This is a genomic window from Thermoleptolyngbya sichuanensis A183 (assembly GCF_013177315.1).
Lineage (GTDB): Bacteria > Cyanobacteriota > Cyanobacteriia > Elainellales > Elainellaceae > Thermoleptolyngbya > Thermoleptolyngbya sichuanensis.
In genome coordinates, this window is sequence record NZ_CP053661.1 from 479,313 (window position 1) to 500,819 (window position 21,507).

Here is a 21,507-nt window from a genome sequence, read left to right on the forward strand (position 1 = left end):
TCGGCGGCAGACGGATCAATCGACTGATGAAATCAACTGATGGAACCGACTGATGGAGCCGACTGATTGAAAATTTTAATCAGGGCTGGGGGAACTCGCAGCGCGGTGCGGGCTTCAAAGAGGGCAATCTAGCCTCATCATCTTGCCGGATCTATGCCGGGTTTATAGAGTGCAGATCATAAAGAGTGCGGATCAAACTGCGAATGGAGGTTCCCTTTTGACTTTATCGTATGGTTTTGCGGTGGGGGCGATCGCCCTCCAACGTTTTTACCGCCAACGTGTTTCCTGCCAAGAGGGTTGCCGCTAAGAGGGTTTCCGCCAACGTGTTTTCTGGCAAAATGGCTCCCTCCGAAATAGTTTCCGCCAACGTGTTTCCTGCCAAGTTTCTCGCCAACCTGTTTAGCTGAGCCGGCCGCGTCTTGCGGAACGCGCCGTCTTCCTGGTGAAGCTACTCAATCTGCAAGCCCCCTACAGACTCGACGGAGCCTCATGATGAACCCCAACCCCCAGTCTTCCGCTCGCCTGGCCCTGCACCGATTCAGCCTGGGTCTGCTGGTTGTGGCCGCGGTCTCTTGCCAGGTGCAGTCGCCGCCCGTGCCGCCCCCCGGTGGGACAGGAACGCCGACGGGGCAGCCCTCGCCCATTTCGGCTGCACCAGAATCGGGACTCTATCGCAGCGATCGCTTTGGGTTCCAGTTTGCCTATCCTGCCGACCAGTTTGTGGCCCACGGCGAAACCGAGTTTCCGCCGGAGGTCGTGGCCCGCGAAGCCGTGCAGATCTGGACGATTGACCATGACCGCGCCATCCAAGCAGGCGAATATGAGGGCGGCACGGAGTATCCCGCTAATGTTAGCGTCACCGTCCAGCCCAACCCAGAGGGACTCTCTGCCACCGACTGGATCGCCCAGAGCGATTGGTTTACAGACGTGCGTGAGGTTCAGGAAGTCACCGTGGCGGGGCAGCAGGCGATCGCCTTTCGCTCCAGCGGCCTCTATGACATGGAGCAGGTGCTAGTGCCCACGCCCGACGGCAAGAACTGGGTGCTGATCACGCTCAACCAGGTGGGCACGGGCGAATCCGATGCCCAGTATCGCCAGGCCTACGACCGGGCGATCGCCACCCTCCGCTTCATGCCCTAACCCCGGACTCCCAACTCCATCATGGCCGCCGCTACCTGCTGGGAAATAAACGGCAAAATCGCCTCGTTCTGGCTATGGTCGCGCCCTTCGGTGAACACCACCAGCAGGTAGGGCGGCGCATCCGGCAGTTCGATGTAGGCCGCGTCGTGGCGCACCCGGCTCATCAGCCCCGCCTTCGACCAGAGCCGCGCCGTCTGCGGCAGGCCGCCGCCCAAAAAGCCCGTCACCTGGTTTTCGGGGTCGGCGGCTAGCTCCGTGGGGTTGAGGCTGCGGTGCAGCAGGCGCATCATGGCCTGCGATCGCTCGCCGCTGACCGCCACGCCGCCCACGATGCTGTGCAGCAGCCGCGCCACGGCCTCGGTCGTCAGCAGGTTGCGATTTTCCATGAGTTCGCCATAAAAGGCCCGCTCTCGCCCGTAGGGACCATCGCACCAGGTTTTTTGATTCACATTAATTGTGTCCAGTTCTTCCCAGCCCAGAGATTTGAAATAGCGGTTCACAATATTGCGCTGATATTTCCAGGTTTCAAACGGCTCGATGGGCAGTTCGGGGCCGCTGGTGGTGCCCGTCAGCATGTCCACCACCAGCCCCGTCGCGTCGTTGCTGGAGTCCACAATCATGTCGCGGATGGCCCGATCCAGTTCGCTGGAGGGCGCGATCATGCCCTGCTCTAGCCACTCCTGCACCGCCACCAGATAAAACAGCTTGACCACGCTGGCGGGGTAAATGAGCTCTACGCCACGATAGGAATAGCCGCTGACGGGATATTGCCAGAACTGCTGGGGCGAAATTGCGCCGCCAGTGTTGACGGGAATGGGCGGTCGATACACCAGCCAGGTGAAAGCAATTTGATTGGGCGCGAGGCTGGGGAATTCGGCTCGGGTGGCGGCAAGAATGCGATCGCCCTGTGGGGCAAGCTGGTCGTCGCGCTGAAAAAACGGCATGGAGGCAAGGGGGGAGGATAGGGCAGGCTGTGGCAATTCAAGGCAGCGGACTGTGGGCGGCCTACTACAGCAGCTTATTACTACAGCGACTTAGTATAAGAAGAGTTGAATCCAAGCAGGGTTGAGTAGGGTTCCTCTGAATTGAGGGTTTCACTGCCGATCGAGTGCTAAAGCAGATTAGCCCTGCCTTATTTCCCGGTACGACATGGTTTCCCTTGCGTCTATTCAAGCTGATTTTGCGGGCGATCGCACCTTCGCCTATCAGTGTCTCGAAAATCTCAATCTTTATGACTCGCCCGCGCTCAAAGATCTGGCGACGCAAGCGGTAGCCGGACGATACCTGCGAATCTTGCCGCCGCTGCCCGATGCCAGCGCCGACCCGACCCGCAGCGCGATCTCTGTAGTGCTGTGTGAAGATGACTATCCGGGCTGGGTGGCGGTGGAAGACTTAGATCTGCTGACGGTGGCGGAGGCTCCCTATCGGGCGATCGCCCTCAGCACCGACGACATCCACGCCTGCCTGCCCCAGGTCATTGCCTTTGCTCGCCAGGCCATGGCCCAGCCCAACCACTACCTCTGGGGCGGCACAGTCGGCCCCAACTACGACTGTTCTGGGCTGGTGCAAACGGCTTTTGCCTCGGCGGGCATCTGGCTGCCCCGCGATGCCTACCAGCAGGAAGCATTTGTGCAGCCGATTCCTATGGCCGACCTCCAGCCCGGCGACCTAGTGTTTTTTGGCCGCCCCGACCGCTGCACCCACGTTGGCCTCTACCTGGGCGACGGGCAATACCTTCACAGTTCTGGCAAAGACCAAGGGCGAAACGGCATTGGCATTGATGTCCTGTCGGAACAGGGCGATGCCGTCAGCCGCGCCTACTTTAGCCAGTTTCGCGGAGCCGGCCGCGTGGTCGCCTGCTACACCAGCCGCAGAGATTAAGGTTGGGTGGGCGCAATCAGCCGTTAGCAGCTTCAATGGGTTCAATCAATCCTCCGCCCCAGACAATCCTCCGCCCCGGACATTTGGCTGCCGTACCATAAAATCATTGTCCGCATTCTGTCACTTCCTTCCTTGTTTCCTATGCGAATCGACTTCCAATCCAGCGGCGGCTTTGCCAACCTGCGGCTAGCCTACAGTGTGGATACTCGCACGCTGCGACCGGGAGAAGCCTCGGAACTAGAAGCCCTGGTGCAACAGTCTCATGTAATGGAGATGCAGCCTAGCCAGTTGGCAGCCACTAGTGCCGGTCCGCCGGATGTCATGACCTACCGTCTGGAGCTTCAGGAGGGCGATCGCCACCAGTCCCTCACCGTCACTGATCTCACTGCCCCGCCGTCGCTGCAACCGCTGCTGTCTCGCCTCCGCGACCTCGCCCTGGAGCATCGCTAGCCATGCCCTGTCGCCCCTTGTCTTCACAAGTGTCTCAGCCCGCCTGGTTGGTGTCGCTGCTCTTTGCCTCGCTGGTTCTGGGCTGTACGCCACTGGTGCCGCCGCCTGTTTCCTCTAGCCTCCCGCCTGCGCCAACAATCGTCCAGCCAGACAGCCCATTTCAACTGCCCCTGGCCGGCACAGCCACCCTGCCCAATCAGCAGACGCTCACCTTTGTGCGGGTGGAACAAGATTCGCGATGCCCCAGCGATGTAACCTGCGTGTGGCCGGGGCAGGCGGAAGTCATCGTCACGCTCAGCCAGCCGGGTCAACCGGCCCAAGACCTCTTGCTGACTCAGCGACCGGGCGACGAGGCCGCCGCTCGGTCAGTGAATGGACTGACGGTGAAGCTGATCGATCTGCTCCCCTACCCTACAACCGGCCCATCTTCCCCAGCAGACTACACGGTCACACTGCTGGTCACGCAGCCCTGACCCATCCATCGCCTCAAGAATGGGTGTAGACAGACTGAAGCGCTGCTGCTGCGGTCTTGCCTGGCAACGGGCCGGGCTACTTTTCTGACAGGATCGCGGAGATTTCTTTCCAATACACCCGCTGAAAAGGCTCTTCCTCTGCCAGCTCATAGGTTTCTACCAGCCCTTCTCGCCGCCGAGAAATGGTGTTGCCTTCTTTAATCACCACGGTTGCGCCGTCAGCGACATTGCGGGACAGCACCTTCTCCGGTTCTGTGGGTGCATCCAGAATCACAATGTTGCTGCTGTCATAAAAGCAGCCCTCTTGCTCCAGCGTCACTTCGTCATATTCTGCAATGAGCAAGTCCAGCTTAGGATTTCGCAACAGGCTTTGTACCTTCGTGTTATAGGAACCCGTCAGCGCTTTTTGAGAGCGATTGACGAAGGCGGCATCCCGACAAATGGCCCCAATTGTCCAGTTGGGATAGTTCACCAAAATTTGATCAACTAGCTCTTGCAGTTCCTTAAGCGGCAGATAGTTGAATGTGAAAATGGGAATGCGGGCAGCTTGCCCCGATTCAAAAAAGGTTTCTAAAATCCGCGAAGCCACATCAATGCTGTTGCCGACGGCTGGACGCAGGTGCATATAAACCCCCGGCGCGGCGTTGATTTCGATGATGCCGAAGTTGCCCTCTTTCCAGGAGCGCGAAATGTCGGACGTAAGCACATCAATGCCGAGACAGACGAGGCGAAAATGCTGAGCAATATCCTGGGCAAGCACAATATTGTCAGGGTGAACCTGCTCGGTTGCGTCGATGCTGACCCCGCCAGACGATAGGTTCGCCACCTTTCGCAAGTAGATGACTTCATCTGGATCGAGGATACTGTCGAGGTCAAGCCGCTGCTCCGATAGATAGCGTTCCAGCGACTCGTCCACGATGATCTTGCCCAGGGGCGAGGTAGGCGTGTCGAGCCGCTCTGGTTTGCGGTTTTCCAGCGCAATTAGCTCGGCAATGGTGGAGCGCCCGTCGCCTGTGACTGAGGCGGGGCGGCGCTGGGTGGCGGCGACAAACTTGCCATCCACGCACAGCAGCCGATGATCCAGCCCGGAGATGCTCTGTTCAACAATGACCGCAATGGGTTGGCCGTCCTCGTGGGCTTCAACCGCTCGGTCAAAGGCAAATTCCAGTTCGCTGTCGTCCTGCACGTCGGCCGTCACCCCAATGCCCTTGTGCCCGACCACAGGCTTGACCGCGACCGGGTAACCGATCGACTGCACTGCCTTCAGCGCTTCCTTCAGCGTGGAAACGATCGCCCCTTGGGGCACTGGAAAACCCAGCGTGCTGAGAAAGGCCTTGCAGTCGTCTTTGCGGGTTGTAAAGTCGGAATCCACATGGCTATCGCAGTCGAAGGTCGTGGCAACCCCCCGCACCAGCTTTTTGCCGTAGCCATACTGCATTAGTCCCTCATCGGGCAGATAAAAGGCGGGAATGCCCTGGTTATGAGCCGCCCGCAGCAGGGCGTAGATCGTAGGGCCGCCGTAGACCGATCGGCGAAAGCGGGTTTGCAGCAGCGCAATCTGGTCTTCAAGCTGAAAGGGCTGTCCATTGGAAATCGCCTCGAACCAGTCCCAAACTGCGTAGACCGTGCCATAGCTGGTGGACTCGTGGATCGACTCGACCGCGATCGTCGTCGGCTCGGTGGGCTGGAGGCTCCACAGCTCACAGTGCAAATCCATGTCCAGCTTGCCGACCTCGACCACGGTTTGCACAAACAAGTCGGCGTAGGACTGGTATTCGGTGAGCGCCATTTTGGGATATCGCTGGGCGATCGCCTCTACATAATCACCCAACGGCGGCGGCGCTCGATGTCCCGTCAGCGCCAGCCGAAACACCAAAGCCCCCCGTTCCAGGTAGGGATTTGGCCCAAGGTAATGCTTAAAGCCAAATACGTCGAAAATATCGGTTTTCCGAGCATTGACCGGACTTGCCTGTCCACTTGATTCGTCGATCACCATAATTCTTCAGCCACCCTTGGCTTTAGCCTGGCTGCCAGGACATTACCAGGACATTACATAGGCGAAGCTAATATACCCTGTTCTGAAACACGCCCGCCGTTACATTTGTAATGCTTTTGAGCCGATTTTTGGAGGCCAGTCCAGGCGGCTACGGGGGGCAGCCTCAGATTTCGCAAAGCAGCACTTAAAATTACGACTGCTTAGCAATGGGGGCCTATTTGGCTCTGTAAAGGTGAAAATTTAAGACAAAACCTTCGGGATATACGGGGTTTGTGTCAGTCTAGAGGTATGCTTTTTGAGGCAAAAAATGGCTTGTCTCAGTATTTTCCCCAGTCTGACAGACTCGATTAAAGATGCGGTGAAATATGGGTTTACCCCAGAGACGCGAGCGAAATCCTGCGGCTAGCATGGGTAGCTAAGTGGGTGCATATCGAGCGTTCCTCAACAAGCACGGCGAGGTTCAGAATGCTACCTCTCTGTTCTCTATGCATCGCGACTCGACCTCTCAACCGCAAAAACTACTGGTCAAAGCAAATGATGAACATCAAGCGTATCCTTACCTGGGCTGGGCTGACCGCTGGTACTGCTCTGGCGCTGTTTGCCTCGCCGGCTGGGGCAGCAGGCATTTCCTTCGCACCTTTTAGCTTCAGCACCAGCTTCACAGGCAGTGCTCCTAAAGGCGACATTTGGTTGAACTCGGTGACAACCACCGACAGCCTAACGGCCGCCCTAGGAACTACCTATGGCTCTTTTGAGCTAGTCTCAGGTGCCAATATTATCCATAACGATTCGTGGACGGGTGGTGACACAGGTGCTGCTAGTTCTGACAGGGGCGATAATGCATCGGGTGTTGTTCTGGAGGCGGCGACCAATGCCAGCATTGTTGCGAGTTTGGGCAACCTTAATCTGAACAACATTATCGATACCGAAGATCGAGGCAGCTTCGTTATCGACCTGTTCTTTAACCGGGCGACCGACCGCTTCTTTTTCTGGGAGCGTGGCATGAACAGCAGTTTGCTGGTGCAGGCGCTGGATGATGCGGGCAACAAGCTGGCTGAGTATCTGCTAGATAGCAGCACCTCTAACTATGCAGGCTACAGCATCGATACTGTTGAAATTAATCACAGTCAACGGGTGGGTGCTCAGGGTCTGTGGCTGAACGGTGCTAGAACCAATCGCCTGCGCTTGATTGCCAACGGTGCGGCATTCAACGGACCAGACTTCAAGGTGGTTGCGGCATCTGTGCCTGAGCCTGCCACCATTGCGGGCACGGTGCTAGCTGCGGGTGCTGCGATTGCCGCTCGTCGCAAGCGCAAAGCCCAAGCGGAAGTTTAGGTTCTGCACCAGAGCGTCGTCCGCTGGCGACCTCTAGGGATACCTGATTCTCAACTAGGGATTGCTAGTTAGTCCAATCGTCAAGGGCGCTCTTCTGCTTTCGGAGGAGCGCCTTTTTGGCAGTGCGGAGCGCACCAAATTCTCGGTTTGAAATTTCTCAAAAATTTCTCAACTCAAGCGGCCCCCAGCAGCAGCGCCATGAGCGCCTTTTGAGCATGGAGTCGGTTTTCTGCCTGATCCCACACGCGAGACTGGGGACCTTCCATCACGGCAGCGGTAATTTCCTCTTCGCGGTGGGCAGGCAGGCAGTGCAGCACGATTGCCGATCCGTCAGCCTTGCCCATGAGCGCCTCGTTGACCTGGTAAGGCTGGAAAATAGGGACGCGGCTTTCGGCCAGGTCTTCTTGCCCCATGCTGGCCCACACATCGGTGTAGACGACATGGGCCCCCTGAACCGCCTGAACTGGGTCGAGAGTGACTAGGACTTCGGTGCGATCGCCCGCAATGGCCGCCGCCCGCGCGACGATATCTGGATGGGGTCGATAATCGGCGGGACTGGCTACGCGCACGTTCATCCCCACCAGCGCGGCTCCCAGCATCAGCGAGTGCGCCATGTTGTTGCCGTCGCCCACGTAGGCCAGCGTTAGCCCCTCTAGCGTGCCGAATTCTTCTTGCACCGTCTGCAAATCCGCCAATACCTGGCAGGGATGCTCCCAATCGGTGAGCGCGTTAATCACCGGAATCTGGGCGTAGTGGGCAAAGGTTTCTAGCTCCTTCTGGTCGAAGGTGCGAATGGCCACGATGTCGAGATAGCGATCCAGCACGCGGGCCGTATCAATCACGGGTTCGCCCCGGCTGACCTGAGTGACGCTGGCATTGAGATCCAGCACCTGTCCCCCCAGTTGAAAAATGCCCACAGAGAAGCTCACTCGCGTCCGCGTTGAGGCTTTTTGAAACAGCAGCCCCAGGGTCTTTTCGCAGCGGGGTCTGGCGCGACCAGCCTTCATGTCTGCCGCTAGTTCCAAAATGGCGCTGACTTCGGCAGTATTCAAGTCTGCCATGCTCAACAAATCTCGTCCTTCTAACATGACCATGCGCCCAACCCCGATGCCTGAGTGAAAATAAAACCCTACCAGATTTCGGCGGTGGCGTTTGGTTGCCGTCTGACAATCTGCCTGGGTCATCTCTGCGTACAATGATGGGGAAGATTTGGATGACGCTGGATACCTCTCATGAAACGAATCTCCTACATCTGCTCTCGGACGGTTCAATTGGCGATCGCCAGCCTTGGTGCCTTGCTGTTTGCTGCGGCGTGCGATCGGGGTCCCCAAGCGGGTGTTAGGGAAGTGACTGAGGTTCCTGCTGACGCACCCGCGGCCGAAGCCCCCGCCGAAGCGCCCGTCCCTACCGAGTCGCCGAATCAGTCCATTCCGCCGACGGCCCGCTGCAACACCCCCAACCATCTGGCAGAAGTGGCGCAGCAAAACGGACAGAGCGTGTTGCAAATCGTCAGAAAACCAAGTGAAGTGATCGCCACCAGCCAGCCGGGAGGGCTGGCCACGCTGGCAAACCCCGACGGCAGCACGACCTACGGCATCGTCAGCGGCTCCACTTTTTACGTGCGCGTGTTTCCCAACGGCACCTGCTTTATCCAGGTACTCGACACCAACGGCGCAGTGTCTCTAGAAGAGAATGGCGTGAGCTAGGGATTTGGGATTTTAGATTTGGGATTTTAGAGCTTGGATTGGGGGTTGGCACCTGATTGCGGGCATTTACGTCCTGCAACTCGTTCTCCAAAGTCTGAATTCCTAGCCCACGACCCCTTGATTTCTGCAACCTGGACTCCTGAACCTTATATGAAAGCATTTGTTACTGGCGCAACGGGCTTTACGGGATCGCACTTGGTCAAGGCGCTGAAGCAGCGGGGCGATACGGTGGTGGCGCTGGTGCGAAAGAGCAGCGATCTATCGCGGTTGGCGGATTGCGACGTGGAGTATGTCTACGGCGATGTGGGCGATCGCGCTGCCTTGACCACCGCCATGCAGGGCGCAGACGTGGTGTTTCACACGGCGGCCTATGTGGAACTGGGTATTGTAGACGCAGCGCGGATGGAGCGGGTGAATGTGGACGGGACGCGGGCGGTGCTGGAAACGGCGCGATCGCTCAATGTGCCCAAGATGGTCTATTGCAGCACCATCGGCATCTACGGCGACACCCAAGGGCGCGTGATTGACGAAACCTTTCAGCGAACGCAGCAAGGATTTTCCTCGGCCTACGACCGAACCAAGTATCTGGCGCAGCAGTTGGTGGATCGGGCGGCGAGTGAGGGCTTTCACGTCGTTAGCGTGATGCCGTCGGGGATTTTTGGGCCCGACGATCCGCACTTTGGGCCCGTGGTGAAGACGTTTCTCAACGGCAAGCTGAAGGTGTGGGCGGGGGGCGATCGCATCACCGGCATCGTCCACGTCGATGACCTGGTGGCGGCGATGCTGCTGGCGGCGGAAAAAGCGCCACGCGGCGAACACTACATCATTTCCACGGGCGAAATGACCACCCGCGAGATGTTTGCCCTGCTCAGCGAAACCGCTGGCGTGCCTGCCCCGGCGGAAATTCCGCCGCCCGTGGTGCGCGTCGTCGGCAACCTGCTCGACCCCATTGGCCGCCTGCTCCAGTGGCAACCCCCAATCAGCCGCGAACGGGTTCACTATCTCTACGATCGCTGCGTCCGCGTCGATGGCTCCAAGGCCCGCCGCGACCTCGGCTGGAACCCGCGTCCCATCGAGGCAGTGATTCGAGAGCTAGCCACCGCCTGATGGTACTTGCCCTGCGCCCTTAGTCCCTGATTCTTTCCCCTCATGCAACTGATCGACTGGCTCATTGTCCTGCTCTACCTCGTCGCCTCGCTAGGGTTGGGACTCTACCTGACGCGCAAGGGGTCGGGCAGCCTGGTGGATTTCTTTGTGTCGGGGCGATCGCTCCCCTGGTGGCTGGCGGGCACGAGTATGGCCGCCACGACGTTTTCCATCGACACACCGCTCTATGTGGCAGGTGTAGTGGGCACTCGCGGCATCGTCGGCAACTGGGAATGGTGGAGCTTCGGCATTTCTCACCTGATTCTGATTTACGTGTTTGCGCGGCTGTGGCGACGCTCGGAAATCGTGACCGATGCCCAACTCACGGAGATGCGCTACGGCGGCCGTCCGGCAGCCCTGCTGCGGGGCATCAAAGCGTTTCTGTTTGCCGTGCCCATCAACTGCATCGGCATCGGCTACGCCATGCTGGCGATGGTGAAGGTGGTGGACGCGCTGCAACTCTGGCAGAGCGTAGGCATTACGCCGGGAGACAGCGCCAAACTTTGGAGCGTGGTCGGGGTCAGCCTGCTGGTGCTTCTGTATGCGGGCTTCTCCGGGCTGTGGGGCGTGGTGGCGACGGACTTTTTCCAGTTCATTCTGGCGCTGGTGGGAGCGTTTATCGTGGCGGCCTACGCCATTGGCGAAATGGGTGGCATGGCTCCGCTGCTGGCCCAAGCTCAGCAGGCAACGGATATCGACGTGCTGGCGTTTTTGCCGTTTGGGTTTAAGGATGGCGGCTTCTGCTGGAGCGATGCGGCGGGCATTAGCCTGACGACCTTTGCCGCCTATGCCGCGGTGCAGTGGTGGTCGTTTCGGCGCAGCGATGGCGGCGGCGAGTTTATCCAGCGGCTGGCGGCCTCAAAAGATGAGGCCGAAGCCGAGAAAGCTGCCTGGTTTTTCAACCTGTTGCATTACGTGATTCGCACCTGGCCCTGGGTGGTGGTGGCCCTAGCAGCGATCGCCCTCTATCCCATGCTGGAAGACCGAGAACTGGGCTATCCCCGGCTGATGCTCGACTTTTTGCCGCCCGTGCTGCTGGGGCTGGTGGTGGCCTCGCTGCTGGCGGCGTTTATGAGTACCGTGTCCACGCTGATTAACTGGGGCGCGTCTTATCTCACGAATGACCTCTATTTACGGTTCATCCAGCCCGCCGCATCCCAGGCGGAACTGGTGCTGGTGGGGCGGCTGGCCTCGGTGTTGGTGACGGTGCTGGGTGGGGCAGCAGCGTTTTTCGCGGCCGATGTGACGACGGTATTTCGTCTGGTCATTGCTATTGGCACTGGGCCGGGGTTGGTGCTGATCTTGCGCTGGTTTTGGTGGCGAATCAATGCCGCAGCGGAACTGGCGGCTATGCTGACGGGGTTTGTCATTGGGCTGCTGACGAGCGTTGTCCCTGTGCTGCGGATTGAGGATTTTGGCGTGCGGCTGATGGTGACTTCGGCGATTTCGGTGATGGTGTGGGTCAGCGTGATGTATCTCACGCCACCCGAATCGGACGAAACGCTGGATGCCTTTTATGCCAAGATTCGCCCTGGTGGTCCTGGCTGGGCCCGGCAGCGATCGCGCACCGGCCTGGCCCCGGCTCAGGATTTGCGAAAAGACCTGCTGCGGACACTGGCGGCTAGTTTCCTGCTGTTTGGGGCGATGTTCGCCATCGGTGGCTTTCTGCTGCTGAAGCCGATGACGGGCTGGGTATCGCTGGGGGTTGCGGTGCTGGGCTGGGTAGGGTTAAGACGGCTGAGGGGCGATCGCCCATCGCTAGACTCTTCCCGCATTGTCTCCTAGCTCTATCAACGTTCATAATTCTAGAAATCAACCCTCGCTCCTGTGTTCGTCACCTCAGTTTTCGCCATTTCCGTCTTTGCCACCTCAGTTTTCGCCACCTCAGTTTTCGCTATTTCTGTTTTCACCATTTCTGTGTTCGTCACTTGTTGTTGCAGTTGCCAAACGCCATGTTCAGACTGACCCGCCGGTTCGTCCAGTTTTGTCTGCTTGCCATCGTCACCTTTGGGCTGCTGGTCGCTTGCAATCCCCAGCAATCCGCCACTGATTCGACCACGCCTGCTGCCTCTGCCCCCTCTGGCAAACCGCTGGTCGTGGGTTCCTCGCCCTGGCCAGGCTTTGCGGGGCACTATGCCGCCGTTGCCAAAGACTTTTTCAAAGAAGAAGGCATCACGGTCAACGACACCTATTTTCAAGTGGCCACCGATGTCAACACGGCGCTGCTGGCCGATCGCCTGGATCTCGCCTGGACGGGCGGCCCCGATGCCGTCGTCATGGCGGCCCAAGACCCGTCGCTAAAAATCATCATGATCTCGGACTATTCCGACGGGGCAGACGGCATTCTGGCCCGCGGCGTAAGCAGCCCTGCCGACCTGAAGGGCAAGACCGTCGCCTGGGAAACCCTGCCCCTGCAAGCGCTGCTGCTGCGGAAATATCTGGAGCAGGGCGGCTTGACCGAGAAGGACATTCAGCTTCAGGTGATTCCCGCTGCCGAAGCCGCCGCCGCCTTTGCAGCTAACAAAATCGACGTGGCCGTGACCTACGAACCCTGGCTGACCACTGCTGCCAAGGAAGGCAATGGTCAGGTGATTTTCTCGTCCAAAGGCAGCAACATTATCCCCGTAGCGCTGGTTGCCAAAGAGTCCGTGATTCAGGAGCGCAAGGCCGACATTCAAGCCTTTATGCGGGCGATCGACAGGGGCGTGAAGCTGGTGCGCGAGAATCCCGATGAAGCCAACGCCATCGTCGCCGCCAAGCTGGGCGTGAAACCCGAAGAAGTGCCTGAACAACTGGCCACGGTTCGCATGTTCGATGTCGCCGAAAATAAGGAAATTATCTTCAACCCCAGCCACCCGCTGAATGTGATGGACAGCCTCGCTTTTGCTGCCAAAACCAGCCAGGAAATTGGGCTAATTTCCAGCCCGCTGGATGCGTCGAAGCTGTACGACGATTCGCTAATCAAGGGACTGTGATGGAGTGATGGGGCGAGAGATGGAAAAACGAAACCTCTTCGTTCTTCGTTCTTCTCTCTTCCCTCTTCCCTCACCCCCAACCCCCAATCCACCTGCTATACCTGGAAGAGAAACCTCTTTCCTTCCAGAGTCCCTATGCAAAAGCTAAAACCCGAAGACGTGCTGCTGAGCGTGGCGACGGTGCCGCTGCTGGCGGGGCTGGTGGCGGCGCGAGCAATCGCCCAGGTGATGGTGTCTGTTGGGCAGAGCAGCGAGGAGCTATTTCGGGGCGATCGCCTGCCCACGCTGCATGTCCATTCTTCCCACAATTCCTCAGTCTGAGCGAGTCCCCAAAAATAAGCCAGAAAGCAAAACGGGAGAGAACTTTGCGTCCTCCCCCGGCTGGTTATTTCGATTGCCGCGCTGTGGCGGAGTCTGGTTCGACGGGTCGGAGCCCGATTGCTTGAGCTTCTGGCTGAGCGTTTTGAACTGTTTCCGCAGTTGCCGCTGGCGGGCACTGCCGCCTTTGCCCTTGGCGTTTCGCCCTTCTCGCCGGGGAGATTCCCAGCGCTTGAGTTGTCGTGACACTTACGTTGTCTCCTCAGGTTTACAGGTCTATTCTAAAGATTCTCCTGCAGGGCTGGCGATTCCGGATTTCCGCTGAGGTAGATGGGTTTTCCGCTGGGGCAACGAAATCTTCTGAACTAGCGCGAGGCGTGAAATGAACTAGCGCGAGGCATGAAATTGCCGGAAACCCTGCCCATGCCGGACTTGCTACCCAAAATCGCCAATCCAAAATCGCCAATCCACAATCCAAAATCCACACCTCCTCCCCCGGTTTGCACCCAAAAGCTTGAAAGATCCGGAGAACCAGGACGGGCGATCGCCAAACACGCCATCATAGAAAAGCTCCCTAAAGAGCGTCCACGCCAACCTTCCAACACCGCCTCAATGACTTCCTCTACCGCTGCTAAACCACTCCGCTACGCCTACTTCCCCGGCTGCGTTGCCCAGGGAGCCTGCCGAGAACTGTACCAATCCACCCACGCCCTGACCCGCGCCCTCGGTATTGAGCTAGTTGAGCTAAAAAAAGCTGCCTGCTGTGGCTCTGGCACGTTTAAGGAAGATTCCCAACTGCTGGAAGATGCCGTCAACGCCCGCAATATTGCCCTAGCGGAGGAACTGAACCTGCCCTTGCTGACCCATTGCAGCACTTGTCAGGGCGTAATTGGGCACGTAGATGAGCGGCTGAAACACGCCAAAGAATCGGATGCCGCCTATTTTGACCAGGTGAACGGGCTGCTGAAGCAGGAAGGCTGCTCGCCCTACAGAGGCACTAGTGAGGTGAAGCATCTCCTGTGGGCGCTGGTCGGCGACTTTGGGCTGGCAGAATTGCAGCAGCGCGTCACCCGCAGGCTGTCGGGGCTGAGGTGCGCGGCGTTTTATGGCTGCTACCTGCTGCGGGCGCAAGATCACCTCGCCTACGATGACCCGTACAATCCCCAGTCGATGGAAAACGTGTTTCGGGCGGTGGGCGCGGAGCCGGTGCTGTATCGGGGGCGGACGCAGTGCTGCGGCTGGCCGCTGTCGAGCTATGCCACCGAAACTTCTTTCAAGATGGCAGGTGGGCACATTTTGGAGGCGATCGCCGCTGGAGCCGATTGCTTCGTCACGCCCTGTCCCCTCTGCCACCTCAACCTGGATTCGCGCCAGCCAGAGGTGCAGCAGGTAATCGGCGAAACGCTGGGATTGCCCGTGCTGCATCTGCCGCAGTTGGTGGCGCTGGCGCTGGGCATCGGCCCCAAGGAGTTGGGGTTGGAACGGCATGTGGTTTCGACTCGTCCTGTGCTAGAGAAGCTGGGGATTCGGGGATAGGGCTTGGGGATTGGGCGAGGGGAAGGCAGCAGGAGGGCAGCAGGAGGGCAGCCGGAATGACAGAGGCAAATTCGCGGGGGAATGCGGCGGGCAATTTTCTGCATAACCTGTCGCTGCTGCTGAGCGGCGGGGTGATGGCGGCGGGGCTGGCGGTGGGCGTAGGGCTGTGGCAGGGGGGCGATCGCTTTTTGACGCAGCTTCGGGAGTTTTTCACCGTGCAGCAGCCTGCGCCCCAGGTGGATGTGCAGTCCCTCGTGGTGCAGCAGGTGCGGACGATGAGCGAACTGACGACGGCAGCGTTTGGGGTGCAGGCGGTGGTGCCTACTAGCCGCGATCGCACGCTGGGGGGCTATACCATTGGCAGAACGACGCTGCTCTACATTGCCTATGGCGAAGTGCGAGCAGGCGTTGATCTGTCGCAGATTTCGCCGGCCGACGTGCAGGTGATAGGAGAGACCGTGACCCTGCGCCTGCCGCCGCCTCGCCTGCTGGACAGCAAGATTGACGTAACTCGGTCGCAGGTGTACGACTATGATCGCGGCTTTTTGGGGCTGGGGCCAGACGTTGCGCCAGAGCTGCAAGACCTGGCCCAGCGGCAAACCCTCCAGGAAATCATTGCGGCGGCCTGTAGCCAGGGCATTTTGCAAACGGCGAGCGATCGCGCTCAGATTGCCATCACCCAACTCCTTAGCACTGCGGGCTACCAGGTCACGGTTCAGCCCCAGCCGCCTGCCCCCGACGCTTGCCCCGCTTCCGCCATGCCCGCAGGGAACCCCACAAGCCAGCCCGTCGGCTCTGCAATAACATCCAGATCGCAAAGCTTGAATGAGTTGGGCGGGTGGTAAAAGCGAACGTCCTCAAGCTCCGCAGAATGCATTCCCGCCCACAGTGCCCAGAATGCGAGTGACCATGACCTATACCCCTGCACAAGCCCTCACCGTCGATCGCTTTATTGCCCAACACGGCGATGACTCCCGCTATGAACTGGCCGATGGAGAATTGATTGACCTGGAACCCACCGGCCCCCATGAAACGGTGAGCGGTAAACTCGCGACTCAAATCGGCATTGCCATTACAAACGCCCATTATCTTTAGTTTATTCCTCGCACTTGCCTGATTCAACCCTTTGCAGAAATTGCCACCGCTCGTCGTCCCGACGTTGTGGTTCTCGATGAAACCTTTTGGGCGAATGAACCCCGCTGGCAGCAAGAACCTGTGATCACCTTAGGACGCTCGATCAAGCTGGTCGTCGAAGTGGTCAGCACCAACTGGGAAACAGACTATGCCCGTAAGGTTGAGGAATGCGCACTCTTTGGGATTCCGGAGTATTGGATTGTTGATTATCGCGGGCTAGGGGGCACGCGCTTCATTGGCAAACCCAAACAGCCGACCTTCACTGTCTGTCAATTGGAGGCTGAGGAGTATCGTCAGCAGCAATATCGCCTGGGTGAGGCAATCTCGTCAGGAGTGTTGCCCAATCTACAGCTTCGATTAGAGGATGTCTTGCCTCACTAAACTTGCCTCGCTAAGAATGGCTAAATTTGCTCATCAAATTACTCCCGGCGTTTCCGGATGTCGGGGTCGCCGTGGATTGGAGCCGCGGATTGGATCTGGGGACTATCGGGAGATGCCGTCGAGGGGATGGGTGTTGGTTCCAAATCGCTCAACGCAGCGCACGAAAATTTCTACCCCCAGACCTAGCGCCGTTTCGTCGAAGTCGAAGCGGGGATGGTGGTGCGGGTAGGCCAGCCCCCGGTCGATGTTGGCGGAGCCGAGGAAGAAATAGCAGCCGGGGACTTCCTGCAAAAAGAAGGACATATCTTCGCCGCCCATCGTTTGGCAGTCGGGCACTACGCCAGCGGGCGTTTCCACCACGTCTTCGGCCACCGAGCGGATCAGGTGGGCGATCGCCCCATCGTTGATGACGGGCGGATAGAGCCGATGATAGTGGAACTCGTAGGTTGCGCCGTGGCTGCGGCAGGTGCCCGCGATAATGTCTTCAATGCGGCGATCGAAAAAGTTTGCCAGCGCCGGGTCGAAATAGCGCACTGTGCCCCGCAGGTAGGCGCTGTCGGCAATCACGTTGCTGGCTTTGCCCGCCTCAAATTTGCCCACCGTCACCACGCCCGATTGCAGCGGGTCGAGGTTCCGCGCCACGATGGTTTGCAGCGCCGTCACCACCTGCGCCCCCACCAGGATCGAATCCACCGTCTGATGGGGCATTGCGCCGTGGCCGCCGCGCCCGTGAATCGTACATTCAAACAGTTCCACCGCCGCCATCATGGCCCCGGCGCGAATGCCCACCTGGCCCAGCGGCAGGTTGTTCCACAGGTGCAGCCCGATGATGGCGTTCACGTCAGGATTGTTCAGCACGCCCGCCGCCACCATCGGCTGTGCGCCGCCTGGCCCTTCCTCCGCTGGCTGAAAGATAAACTTGACCGTGCCCGCAAAGTCCCGATGCTGCGACAGGTAGTAGGCCGTGCCGAGGGCGATTGCCACATGCCCATCGTGCCCGCAGGCGTGCATCCGTCCGTCGTGCTGCGAGCGATAGTCCACCTCGTTTTCTTCTTGAATGGGCAGCGCGTCCATGTCGGCGCGGATCGCCAGCACGGGGCCGGGGCGATCGCCCTTCACCAGCGCCACAATCCCCGTTTGCGCCACCCCCGTTTCATGCTCAATGCCCCACTCGCGCAGCTTGGCAGCAATAAATTCTGACGTGAACTGCTCCTGAAAACCCAGCTCCGGCCGCTGATGGAGTTGTCGCCGCCACACCGAAAGCTGCGGCTGCAAGGCGCGGATCTGGAGCCGGATGCGAGACGTATCAACCGAAGGCGAGGCAGTGACAGTGAAAACCATTGTAGTTAGGGGTTAGAGGTTGGGGGTTAGGGGTTAGGCGCGTCCCTTCACATAATCCATGATTACAAATCTTCTTAATCTCACCCCATCACCCCATCACTCCCTCTCACTCCCGCAGACTGTGCAAAATCTCCCGCTTGAGGCTGAGAAACTCCGGAGACAGCTTCAGATCCAGATCGCGCTGTTCAGGCAGATCGATGGGGACTTCTTGCTTGAGGCGGCCGGGGCGGCTGCTCATGACGTGGACGCGCTGGGAGAGGTAGATGGCTTCTTCGACATCGTGGGTGATCATGAGTACGGTGATGTGGGTCTGCTGCCAGAGGTCTTGCAGAAATTGCTGCATTTGTTCTTTGGTCTGGGCATCTAGGGCCCCAAAGGGTTCGTCCATCAGCAGCACTTCGGGTTTGGTGGCCAGGGCGCGGGCGATCGCCACTCGTTGCTTCATACCGCCGGAAAGCTGCTTGGGATAGGCCCCGGCAAACTGCGTCAGCCCGACGGTGTGGAGGTAGTAGGCAACGCGCTCCTGCTGCTGCGCTTTGGGCATATTTTGCAGTTGCAGCCCAAAGGCGACGTTTTGCGCCACCGTCAGCCAGGGGTAAAGGGTGTAGCTCTGAAATACCATGCCCCGGTCGGCTCCTGGCCCCGGCACCACCTGCCCATCTACCCGCACTTCTCCGCTAGAGGGCGGCACCAGCCCTGCCACAATATTCAGCAGGGTAGACTTGCCGCAGCCCGAAGCCCCTACCAGACAGACAAACTCACGCGGAAAAATCTCCAGGTTAATCTCGTCTAAGACCTGAAGCAGCTTGCCCTGCACCCGATAGGACTTGGACACCTGGCACACTTCGAGCTTGGGCAACGCGGCAGATTTAGCGGCAACGTCAGGCATGGAGGGCGATCGCCCAATCAAGCTGGGCCTCATCAAGGACGGAGAACTGCCAAAAGTATAGCCCCCGCCCCCGCCCCGTTTGGTACTTTAGGTGTCAGGGTAAAGGCTCAGGACTCAGGCGTGACAATCCAAAATTCCTAACCCAAACTCCAAAATCCCCAACCCAAACTCCAAAATCCCTCCATGACCGCTCCCCCCATCCGCCCCACCCCCAAACAATACCTCCAGCCCTCCGTCTTCTGGGGCATTCGTCAGGATTTTCCAAAACGGCTGGCGCTGCTGCTGATCGGGCTGGCGCTGGGAGTGCCGCTACTGCTGTGGGCGATCGCCAGCTACGGCGGCTGGGTGCGCCCCATCTTCCTGCCTACGCCGACGGCAGTGGTGCAGGCTGGCATCGCGCTGGTTCAAGAGGGACTGGTGCGCGATGTACTGGCCAGTTGCGGGCGGGTGCTGGGGGGCTTTGTGCTGGCAGCGGCGGTGGGCGTGCCGATGGGCATTCTAATGGGCACGTTTAGCAGCATGGAGAGCCTGTTTGCGCCGCTAGTAGGCACGGTGCGCTACATGCCAGTGGTCGCCTTTGTGCCGCTGATTGTGATTTGGGTGGGGCTGGGGGAATGGTCGAAGGTGCTGATTATTTTTCTGGGCGTGGTGCTGTACAACGCCATCATGGTGGCGGATGCGGTGAAATTCATCCCCAACGAGATGATCAATGTTGCCTATACGCTGGGGGCCAAGCGGCGCGACGTGCTGTTTAGGGTAATCATGCCTGCGGTCTTTCCCAGCGTGCTGGATACGCTGCGGGTGAATATTTCCGGCGCGTGGAACTATCTGGTGATTGCAGAATTGGTAGCAGCGCAGAGCGGACTGGGCTTTCGCATTGTGCAGTCGCAGCGGTTTCTACAAACTGACAAGGTACTGTTTTGCATTGCCATCATCGGCGGCATCGGGCTACTGCTAGACTACACGCTGCGGGCAATCTCGCGCCGCCTCACGCCCTGGGCTGACTAGACCCGCTGAGCCAGATAAAGCGGCTGTTTCTAGGGATGTCCACAGGGATTGCTCTTTCCTCTATTGCAATCATTAGGAAATCTTCAGATGGAATCACGGGCGATCGCCCCCCGGATTCTTGACGGCATCTTGAAGTTAAGGGACACTAACAACAAGAGTAATTACTATCCCTTCTACAACGTTTAGTTACGATTTATCTTCAATTGACTCGATACATTTCTTTGGATTTGACCCAGCTTTTGAGCAGATTGCCTGGTTTGAACCTTAGGAAATGTTAAGGGTCTGAGCCTCTAGGGAGAGTTGTGTTTTCCAAAAGCCTGTTGGTTTTGCTGGACTTGCAGAGCAGCAAGGCAGCTTTTAGGCAGGCGTTGAGGGATTGGTACAGGCTTTGGTTTGCTTTGGCTCAAACGTTCGTTCGATTTAGGATTCGCTGAACGTATGGAAACGCTGGAATTCATCATCTATCCCGATGGTCGCGTGCAGGAAAAGGTGACGGGCATTGTGGGTGCTTCTTGTGCCGAGGTGACCGCTGCAATTGAGGCGCAGTTGGGGCAGGTGGTGAGCCAAGAGCCAACGTCCGAGTTTTTTGCACAACCGAATACGATTTCTTCGACCCAATCGCAGTCAGCCTTCAGCGAGTGGTAGGCTGAGTTCTTCACTCCAACTTGCCGAGCTTTGAGAGTTTCATCACTGTCGCTCCGTTTATTTTGTTCTTTGGTTTAGTTAGAAAACTCATGTCACACTTTAGCCAAATCAAAACTCAAATCCGCGATTTAACCTCTCTCCAGCAAGCCCTGACCGATCTGGGCGTGGAATGGAAGGCTGGCCCCCAGCCCGTGCGGGGCTATCGCGGACAAACCCACCAAGCTGAGGTCGTCATCGAGCAGGACAATGGCTACGATGTTGGCTTTAGCTGGAACGGTCAGGAATATGCGCTGGTGTCTGACCTGCAATATTGGCAACAGCCCCTGTCGGTCGATGGCTTTCTGCGCCGCGTGACTCAGCGCTACGCCTATCACACGGTGGTCAAGGAAACGACCCGCCAAGGTTTCCAGGTTGCTGAAGAGCAGCGCCAGTCTGACGGCTCGATCCGGTTAGTGGTGCAGCGCTGGAGCGCCTAGATTTTCGAGCGATTTATTAGGACTGTGAGGGGTCAGCCAGAGCGCTGACCTTTTGCGTGTCTTCGCGCCTTTTGAAGTATTTTGAAGTGCAGTTTTACAGGAAAGCAGGTTAGGCCCGATTGGGGCGATCGCCCTGTTGCGCTGACCGAACCGAGGTGATGTGTGATATGGACGAATTCTCTTCCTCAAATCCGCCGTGGGATTCGGCAGAGCCGACTGGACTGGAGCCAGAACTGGGCGGCGACTGGCGCGACTCGCCTGATCGCACGGGCTTTGAGCCAGAACTGGGTGGTGCAGTTCGCCAAAAGGGGGTGTACGTGGATGAAGTCACCTGTATTGGCTGCAAACACTGCGCCCACGTTGCTCGCAACACTTTCTTCATTGAGCCGGACTATGGGCGATCGCGCGTTATCCGCCAAGACGGCGACCTGGAAGAGGTCATCCAGGAAGCGATCGACACCTGCCCGGTGGACTGCATTCACTGGGTCGATTACACCGAACTCAAAAAGCTGGAAGAGGAGCGCCAGTATCAGGTGATTCCTGTCGCAGGCTTCCCGGTCGATCGCTCCCTGATTGCGGCAAATATGCGGCGGAAGCGGGCCGCGGCAAAGCGACGAAAGGCAGAGTGAGCGAGAGATTGTGGGAGATAGCGGGGGATAGCCAGGGATAGCCGGGGG

At 58.6% G+C, this 21,507-nt stretch carries 24 protein-coding genes and 1 pseudogene; 17 read left to right on the top strand and 8 right to left on the bottom strand.

The window, feature by feature from the left end; translation table 11 throughout:
* Positions 1-223: 223 nt before the first annotated feature.
* Positions 224-382: a hypothetical protein gene (locus tag HPC62_RS02105; RefSeq protein ID WP_172353542.1), complete on the bottom strand. Its 159-nt coding sequence runs from the start codon at positions 380-382 to the stop codon at positions 224-226.
* Between the two features lie 107 nt (positions 383-489).
* On the opposite strand from HPC62_RS02105, the gene HPC62_RS02110 reads away from it, so the two are divergent.
* Positions 490-1,140, top strand: a complete 651-nt coding sequence (locus tag HPC62_RS02110; RefSeq protein WP_172353543.1) for a hypothetical protein — start codon at positions 490-492, stop codon at positions 1,138-1,140.
* Here the strand turns inward: HPC62_RS02110 and HPC62_RS02115 are convergent.
* Complete coding sequence (locus HPC62_RS02115; RefSeq protein ID WP_172353544.1) at positions 1,137-2,084, bottom strand: serine hydrolase; 948 nt, start codon at positions 2,082-2,084, stop codon at positions 1,137-1,139. The two genes, HPC62_RS02110 and HPC62_RS02115, sit on opposite strands and share 4 nt — an antisense overlap.
* Positions 2,085-2,289: 205 nt before the next feature.
* Between HPC62_RS02115 and HPC62_RS02120 the strand changes: the two genes are divergently transcribed.
* From HPC62_RS02120 to HPC62_RS02130, 3 genes are all read left to right on the top strand, one after another.
* The gene (locus HPC62_RS02120; protein ID WP_172353545.1) at positions 2,290-3,021 is read left to right on the top strand and encodes a C40 family peptidase; all 732 of its coding nucleotides are present in this window, start codon (positions 2,290-2,292) and stop codon (positions 3,019-3,021) included.
* 141 nt (positions 3,022-3,162) lie between these two features.
* Entirely contained in the window at positions 3,163-3,471 is a 309-nt protein-coding gene (locus HPC62_RS02125) for a protealysin inhibitor emfourin (protein WP_172353546.1), read from the top strand.
* Between the two features lie 2 nt (positions 3,472-3,473).
* Positions 3,474-3,944: a hypothetical protein gene (locus tag HPC62_RS02130; RefSeq protein ID WP_172353547.1), complete on the top strand. Its 471-nt coding sequence runs from the start codon at positions 3,474-3,476 to the stop codon at positions 3,942-3,944.
* 76 nt (positions 3,945-4,020) lie between these two features.
* Here HPC62_RS02130 and HPC62_RS02135 read toward each other — a convergent pair whose 3' ends face one another.
* Positions 4,021-5,937: an ATP-binding protein gene (locus tag HPC62_RS02135; protein WP_390820412.1), complete on the bottom strand. Its 1,917-nt coding sequence runs from the start codon at positions 5,935-5,937 to the stop codon at positions 4,021-4,023.
* Positions 5,938-6,477: 540 nt separating this feature from the next.
* On the opposite strand from HPC62_RS02135, the gene HPC62_RS02140 reads away from it, so the two are divergent.
* Positions 6,478-7,275 carry an exosortase-dependent surface protein XDP2 gene (locus HPC62_RS02140; RefSeq protein ID WP_172358730.1) on the top strand — a complete coding sequence of 266 codons (798 nt, stop codon included), beginning with the start codon at positions 6,478-6,480 and terminating at the stop codon, positions 7,273-7,275.
* A 173-nt stretch (positions 7,276-7,448) separates the two neighbouring features.
* Here HPC62_RS02140 and argF read toward each other — a convergent pair whose 3' ends face one another.
* Positions 7,449-8,369 carry an ornithine carbamoyltransferase gene (gene argF / locus HPC62_RS02145; RefSeq protein ID WP_172358731.1) on the bottom strand — a complete coding sequence of 307 codons (921 nt, stop codon included), beginning with the start codon at positions 8,367-8,369 and terminating at the stop codon, positions 7,449-7,451.
* A gap of 138 nt (positions 8,370-8,507) precedes the next feature.
* Here argF and HPC62_RS02150 point away from each other — a divergent pair, with 138 nt between their 5' ends.
* The 5 genes from HPC62_RS02150 (at position 8,508) to HPC62_RS02170 (ending at position 13,423) form a co-directional block, all read left to right on the top strand.
* On the top strand, positions 8,508-8,981 hold the full coding sequence (locus HPC62_RS02150) for a hypothetical protein (RefSeq protein WP_172353549.1): 474 nt from the start codon (positions 8,508-8,510) through the stop codon (positions 8,979-8,981).
* A gap of 150 nt (positions 8,982-9,131) precedes the next feature.
* Positions 9,132-10,088 carry an NAD-dependent epimerase/dehydratase family protein gene (locus tag HPC62_RS02155; RefSeq protein ID WP_172353550.1) on the top strand — a complete coding sequence of 319 codons (957 nt, stop codon included), beginning with the start codon at positions 9,132-9,134 and terminating at the stop codon, positions 10,086-10,088.
* 42 nt (positions 10,089-10,130) lie between these two features.
* Positions 10,131-11,912: a sodium:solute symporter family protein gene (locus HPC62_RS02160; protein ID WP_172353551.1), complete on the top strand. Its 1,782-nt coding sequence runs from the start codon at positions 10,131-10,133 to the stop codon at positions 11,910-11,912.
* Between the two features lie 167 nt (positions 11,913-12,079).
* A complete protein-coding gene (locus HPC62_RS02165) occupies positions 12,080-13,102 on the top strand; it encodes an ABC transporter substrate-binding protein (protein ID WP_172353552.1) in 1,023 nt (340 codons plus the stop codon).
* A gap of 135 nt (positions 13,103-13,237) precedes the next feature.
* Complete coding sequence (locus HPC62_RS02170) at positions 13,238-13,423, top strand: hypothetical protein (protein WP_172353553.1); 186 nt, start codon at positions 13,238-13,240, stop codon at positions 13,421-13,423.
* On the opposite strand, the gene HPC62_RS02175 is transcribed toward HPC62_RS02170, so the two are convergent.
* Together HPC62_RS02175 and HPC62_RS02180 are read right to left on the bottom strand one after the other, a co-directional pair.
* Positions 13,415-13,669, bottom strand: coding sequence for a hypothetical protein (locus HPC62_RS02175; RefSeq protein ID WP_172353554.1), 255 nt, complete (start codon positions 13,667-13,669; stop codon positions 13,415-13,417). The genes HPC62_RS02170 and HPC62_RS02175 overlap by 9 nt on opposite strands.
* A gap of 116 nt (positions 13,670-13,785) precedes the next feature.
* Positions 13,786-13,983, bottom strand: coding sequence for a hypothetical protein (locus HPC62_RS02180; protein WP_172353555.1), 198 nt, complete (start codon positions 13,981-13,983; stop codon positions 13,786-13,788).
* 49 nt (positions 13,984-14,032) lie between these two features.
* Here HPC62_RS02180 and HPC62_RS02185 point away from each other — a divergent pair, with 49 nt between their 5' ends.
* From HPC62_RS02185 to HPC62_RS02195, 3 genes and pseudogenes are all read left to right on the top strand, one after another.
* Positions 14,033-14,956, top strand: a complete 924-nt coding sequence (locus tag HPC62_RS02185; RefSeq protein ID WP_172353556.1) for a CoB--CoM heterodisulfide reductase iron-sulfur subunit B family protein — start codon at positions 14,033-14,035, stop codon at positions 14,954-14,956.
* Positions 14,957-15,012: 56 nt separating this feature from the next.
* Positions 15,013-15,801, top strand: coding sequence for a DUF4230 domain-containing protein (locus tag HPC62_RS02190; protein ID WP_172353557.1), 789 nt, complete (start codon positions 15,013-15,015; stop codon positions 15,799-15,801).
* Between the two features lie 64 nt (positions 15,802-15,865).
* Positions 15,866-16,471, top strand: a pseudogene (locus HPC62_RS02195) (Uma2 family endonuclease).
* A 102-nt stretch (positions 16,472-16,573) separates the two neighbouring features.
* On the opposite strand, the gene HPC62_RS02200 reads toward HPC62_RS02195, so the two are convergent.
* Together HPC62_RS02200 and HPC62_RS02205 are read right to left on the bottom strand one after the other, a co-directional pair.
* Positions 16,574-17,812: a M20 metallopeptidase family protein gene (locus tag HPC62_RS02200; RefSeq protein ID WP_172353558.1), complete on the bottom strand. Its 1,239-nt coding sequence runs from the start codon at positions 17,810-17,812 to the stop codon at positions 16,574-16,576.
* Between the two features lie 106 nt (positions 17,813-17,918).
* Positions 17,919-18,701 carry an ABC transporter ATP-binding protein gene (locus HPC62_RS02205; protein WP_172358732.1) on the bottom strand — a complete coding sequence of 261 codons (783 nt, stop codon included), beginning with the start codon at positions 18,699-18,701 and terminating at the stop codon, positions 17,919-17,921.
* A gap of 183 nt (positions 18,702-18,884) precedes the next feature.
* On the opposite strand from HPC62_RS02205, the gene HPC62_RS02210 reads away from it, so the two are divergent.
* From HPC62_RS02210 to HPC62_RS02225, 4 genes are all read left to right on the top strand, one after another.
* Positions 18,885-19,709 (top strand): ABC transporter permease, encoded by an 825-nt coding sequence (locus HPC62_RS02210; RefSeq protein WP_172353559.1) that lies wholly within the window; start codon positions 18,885-18,887, stop codon positions 19,707-19,709.
* A gap of 438 nt (positions 19,710-20,147) precedes the next feature.
* Positions 20,148-20,354, top strand: a complete 207-nt coding sequence (locus tag HPC62_RS02215) for a DUF2997 domain-containing protein (protein WP_172353560.1) — start codon at positions 20,148-20,150, stop codon at positions 20,352-20,354.
* 89 nt (positions 20,355-20,443) lie between these two features.
* Positions 20,444-20,830 (top strand): DUF1257 domain-containing protein, encoded by a 387-nt coding sequence (locus HPC62_RS02220; protein WP_172353561.1) that lies wholly within the window; start codon positions 20,444-20,446, stop codon positions 20,828-20,830.
* A 167-nt stretch (positions 20,831-20,997) separates the two neighbouring features.
* Positions 20,998-21,459, top strand: a complete 462-nt coding sequence (locus HPC62_RS02225) for a ferredoxin (protein ID WP_172353562.1) — start codon at positions 20,998-21,000, stop codon at positions 21,457-21,459.
* Positions 21,460-21,507 lie beyond the last annotated feature (48 nt).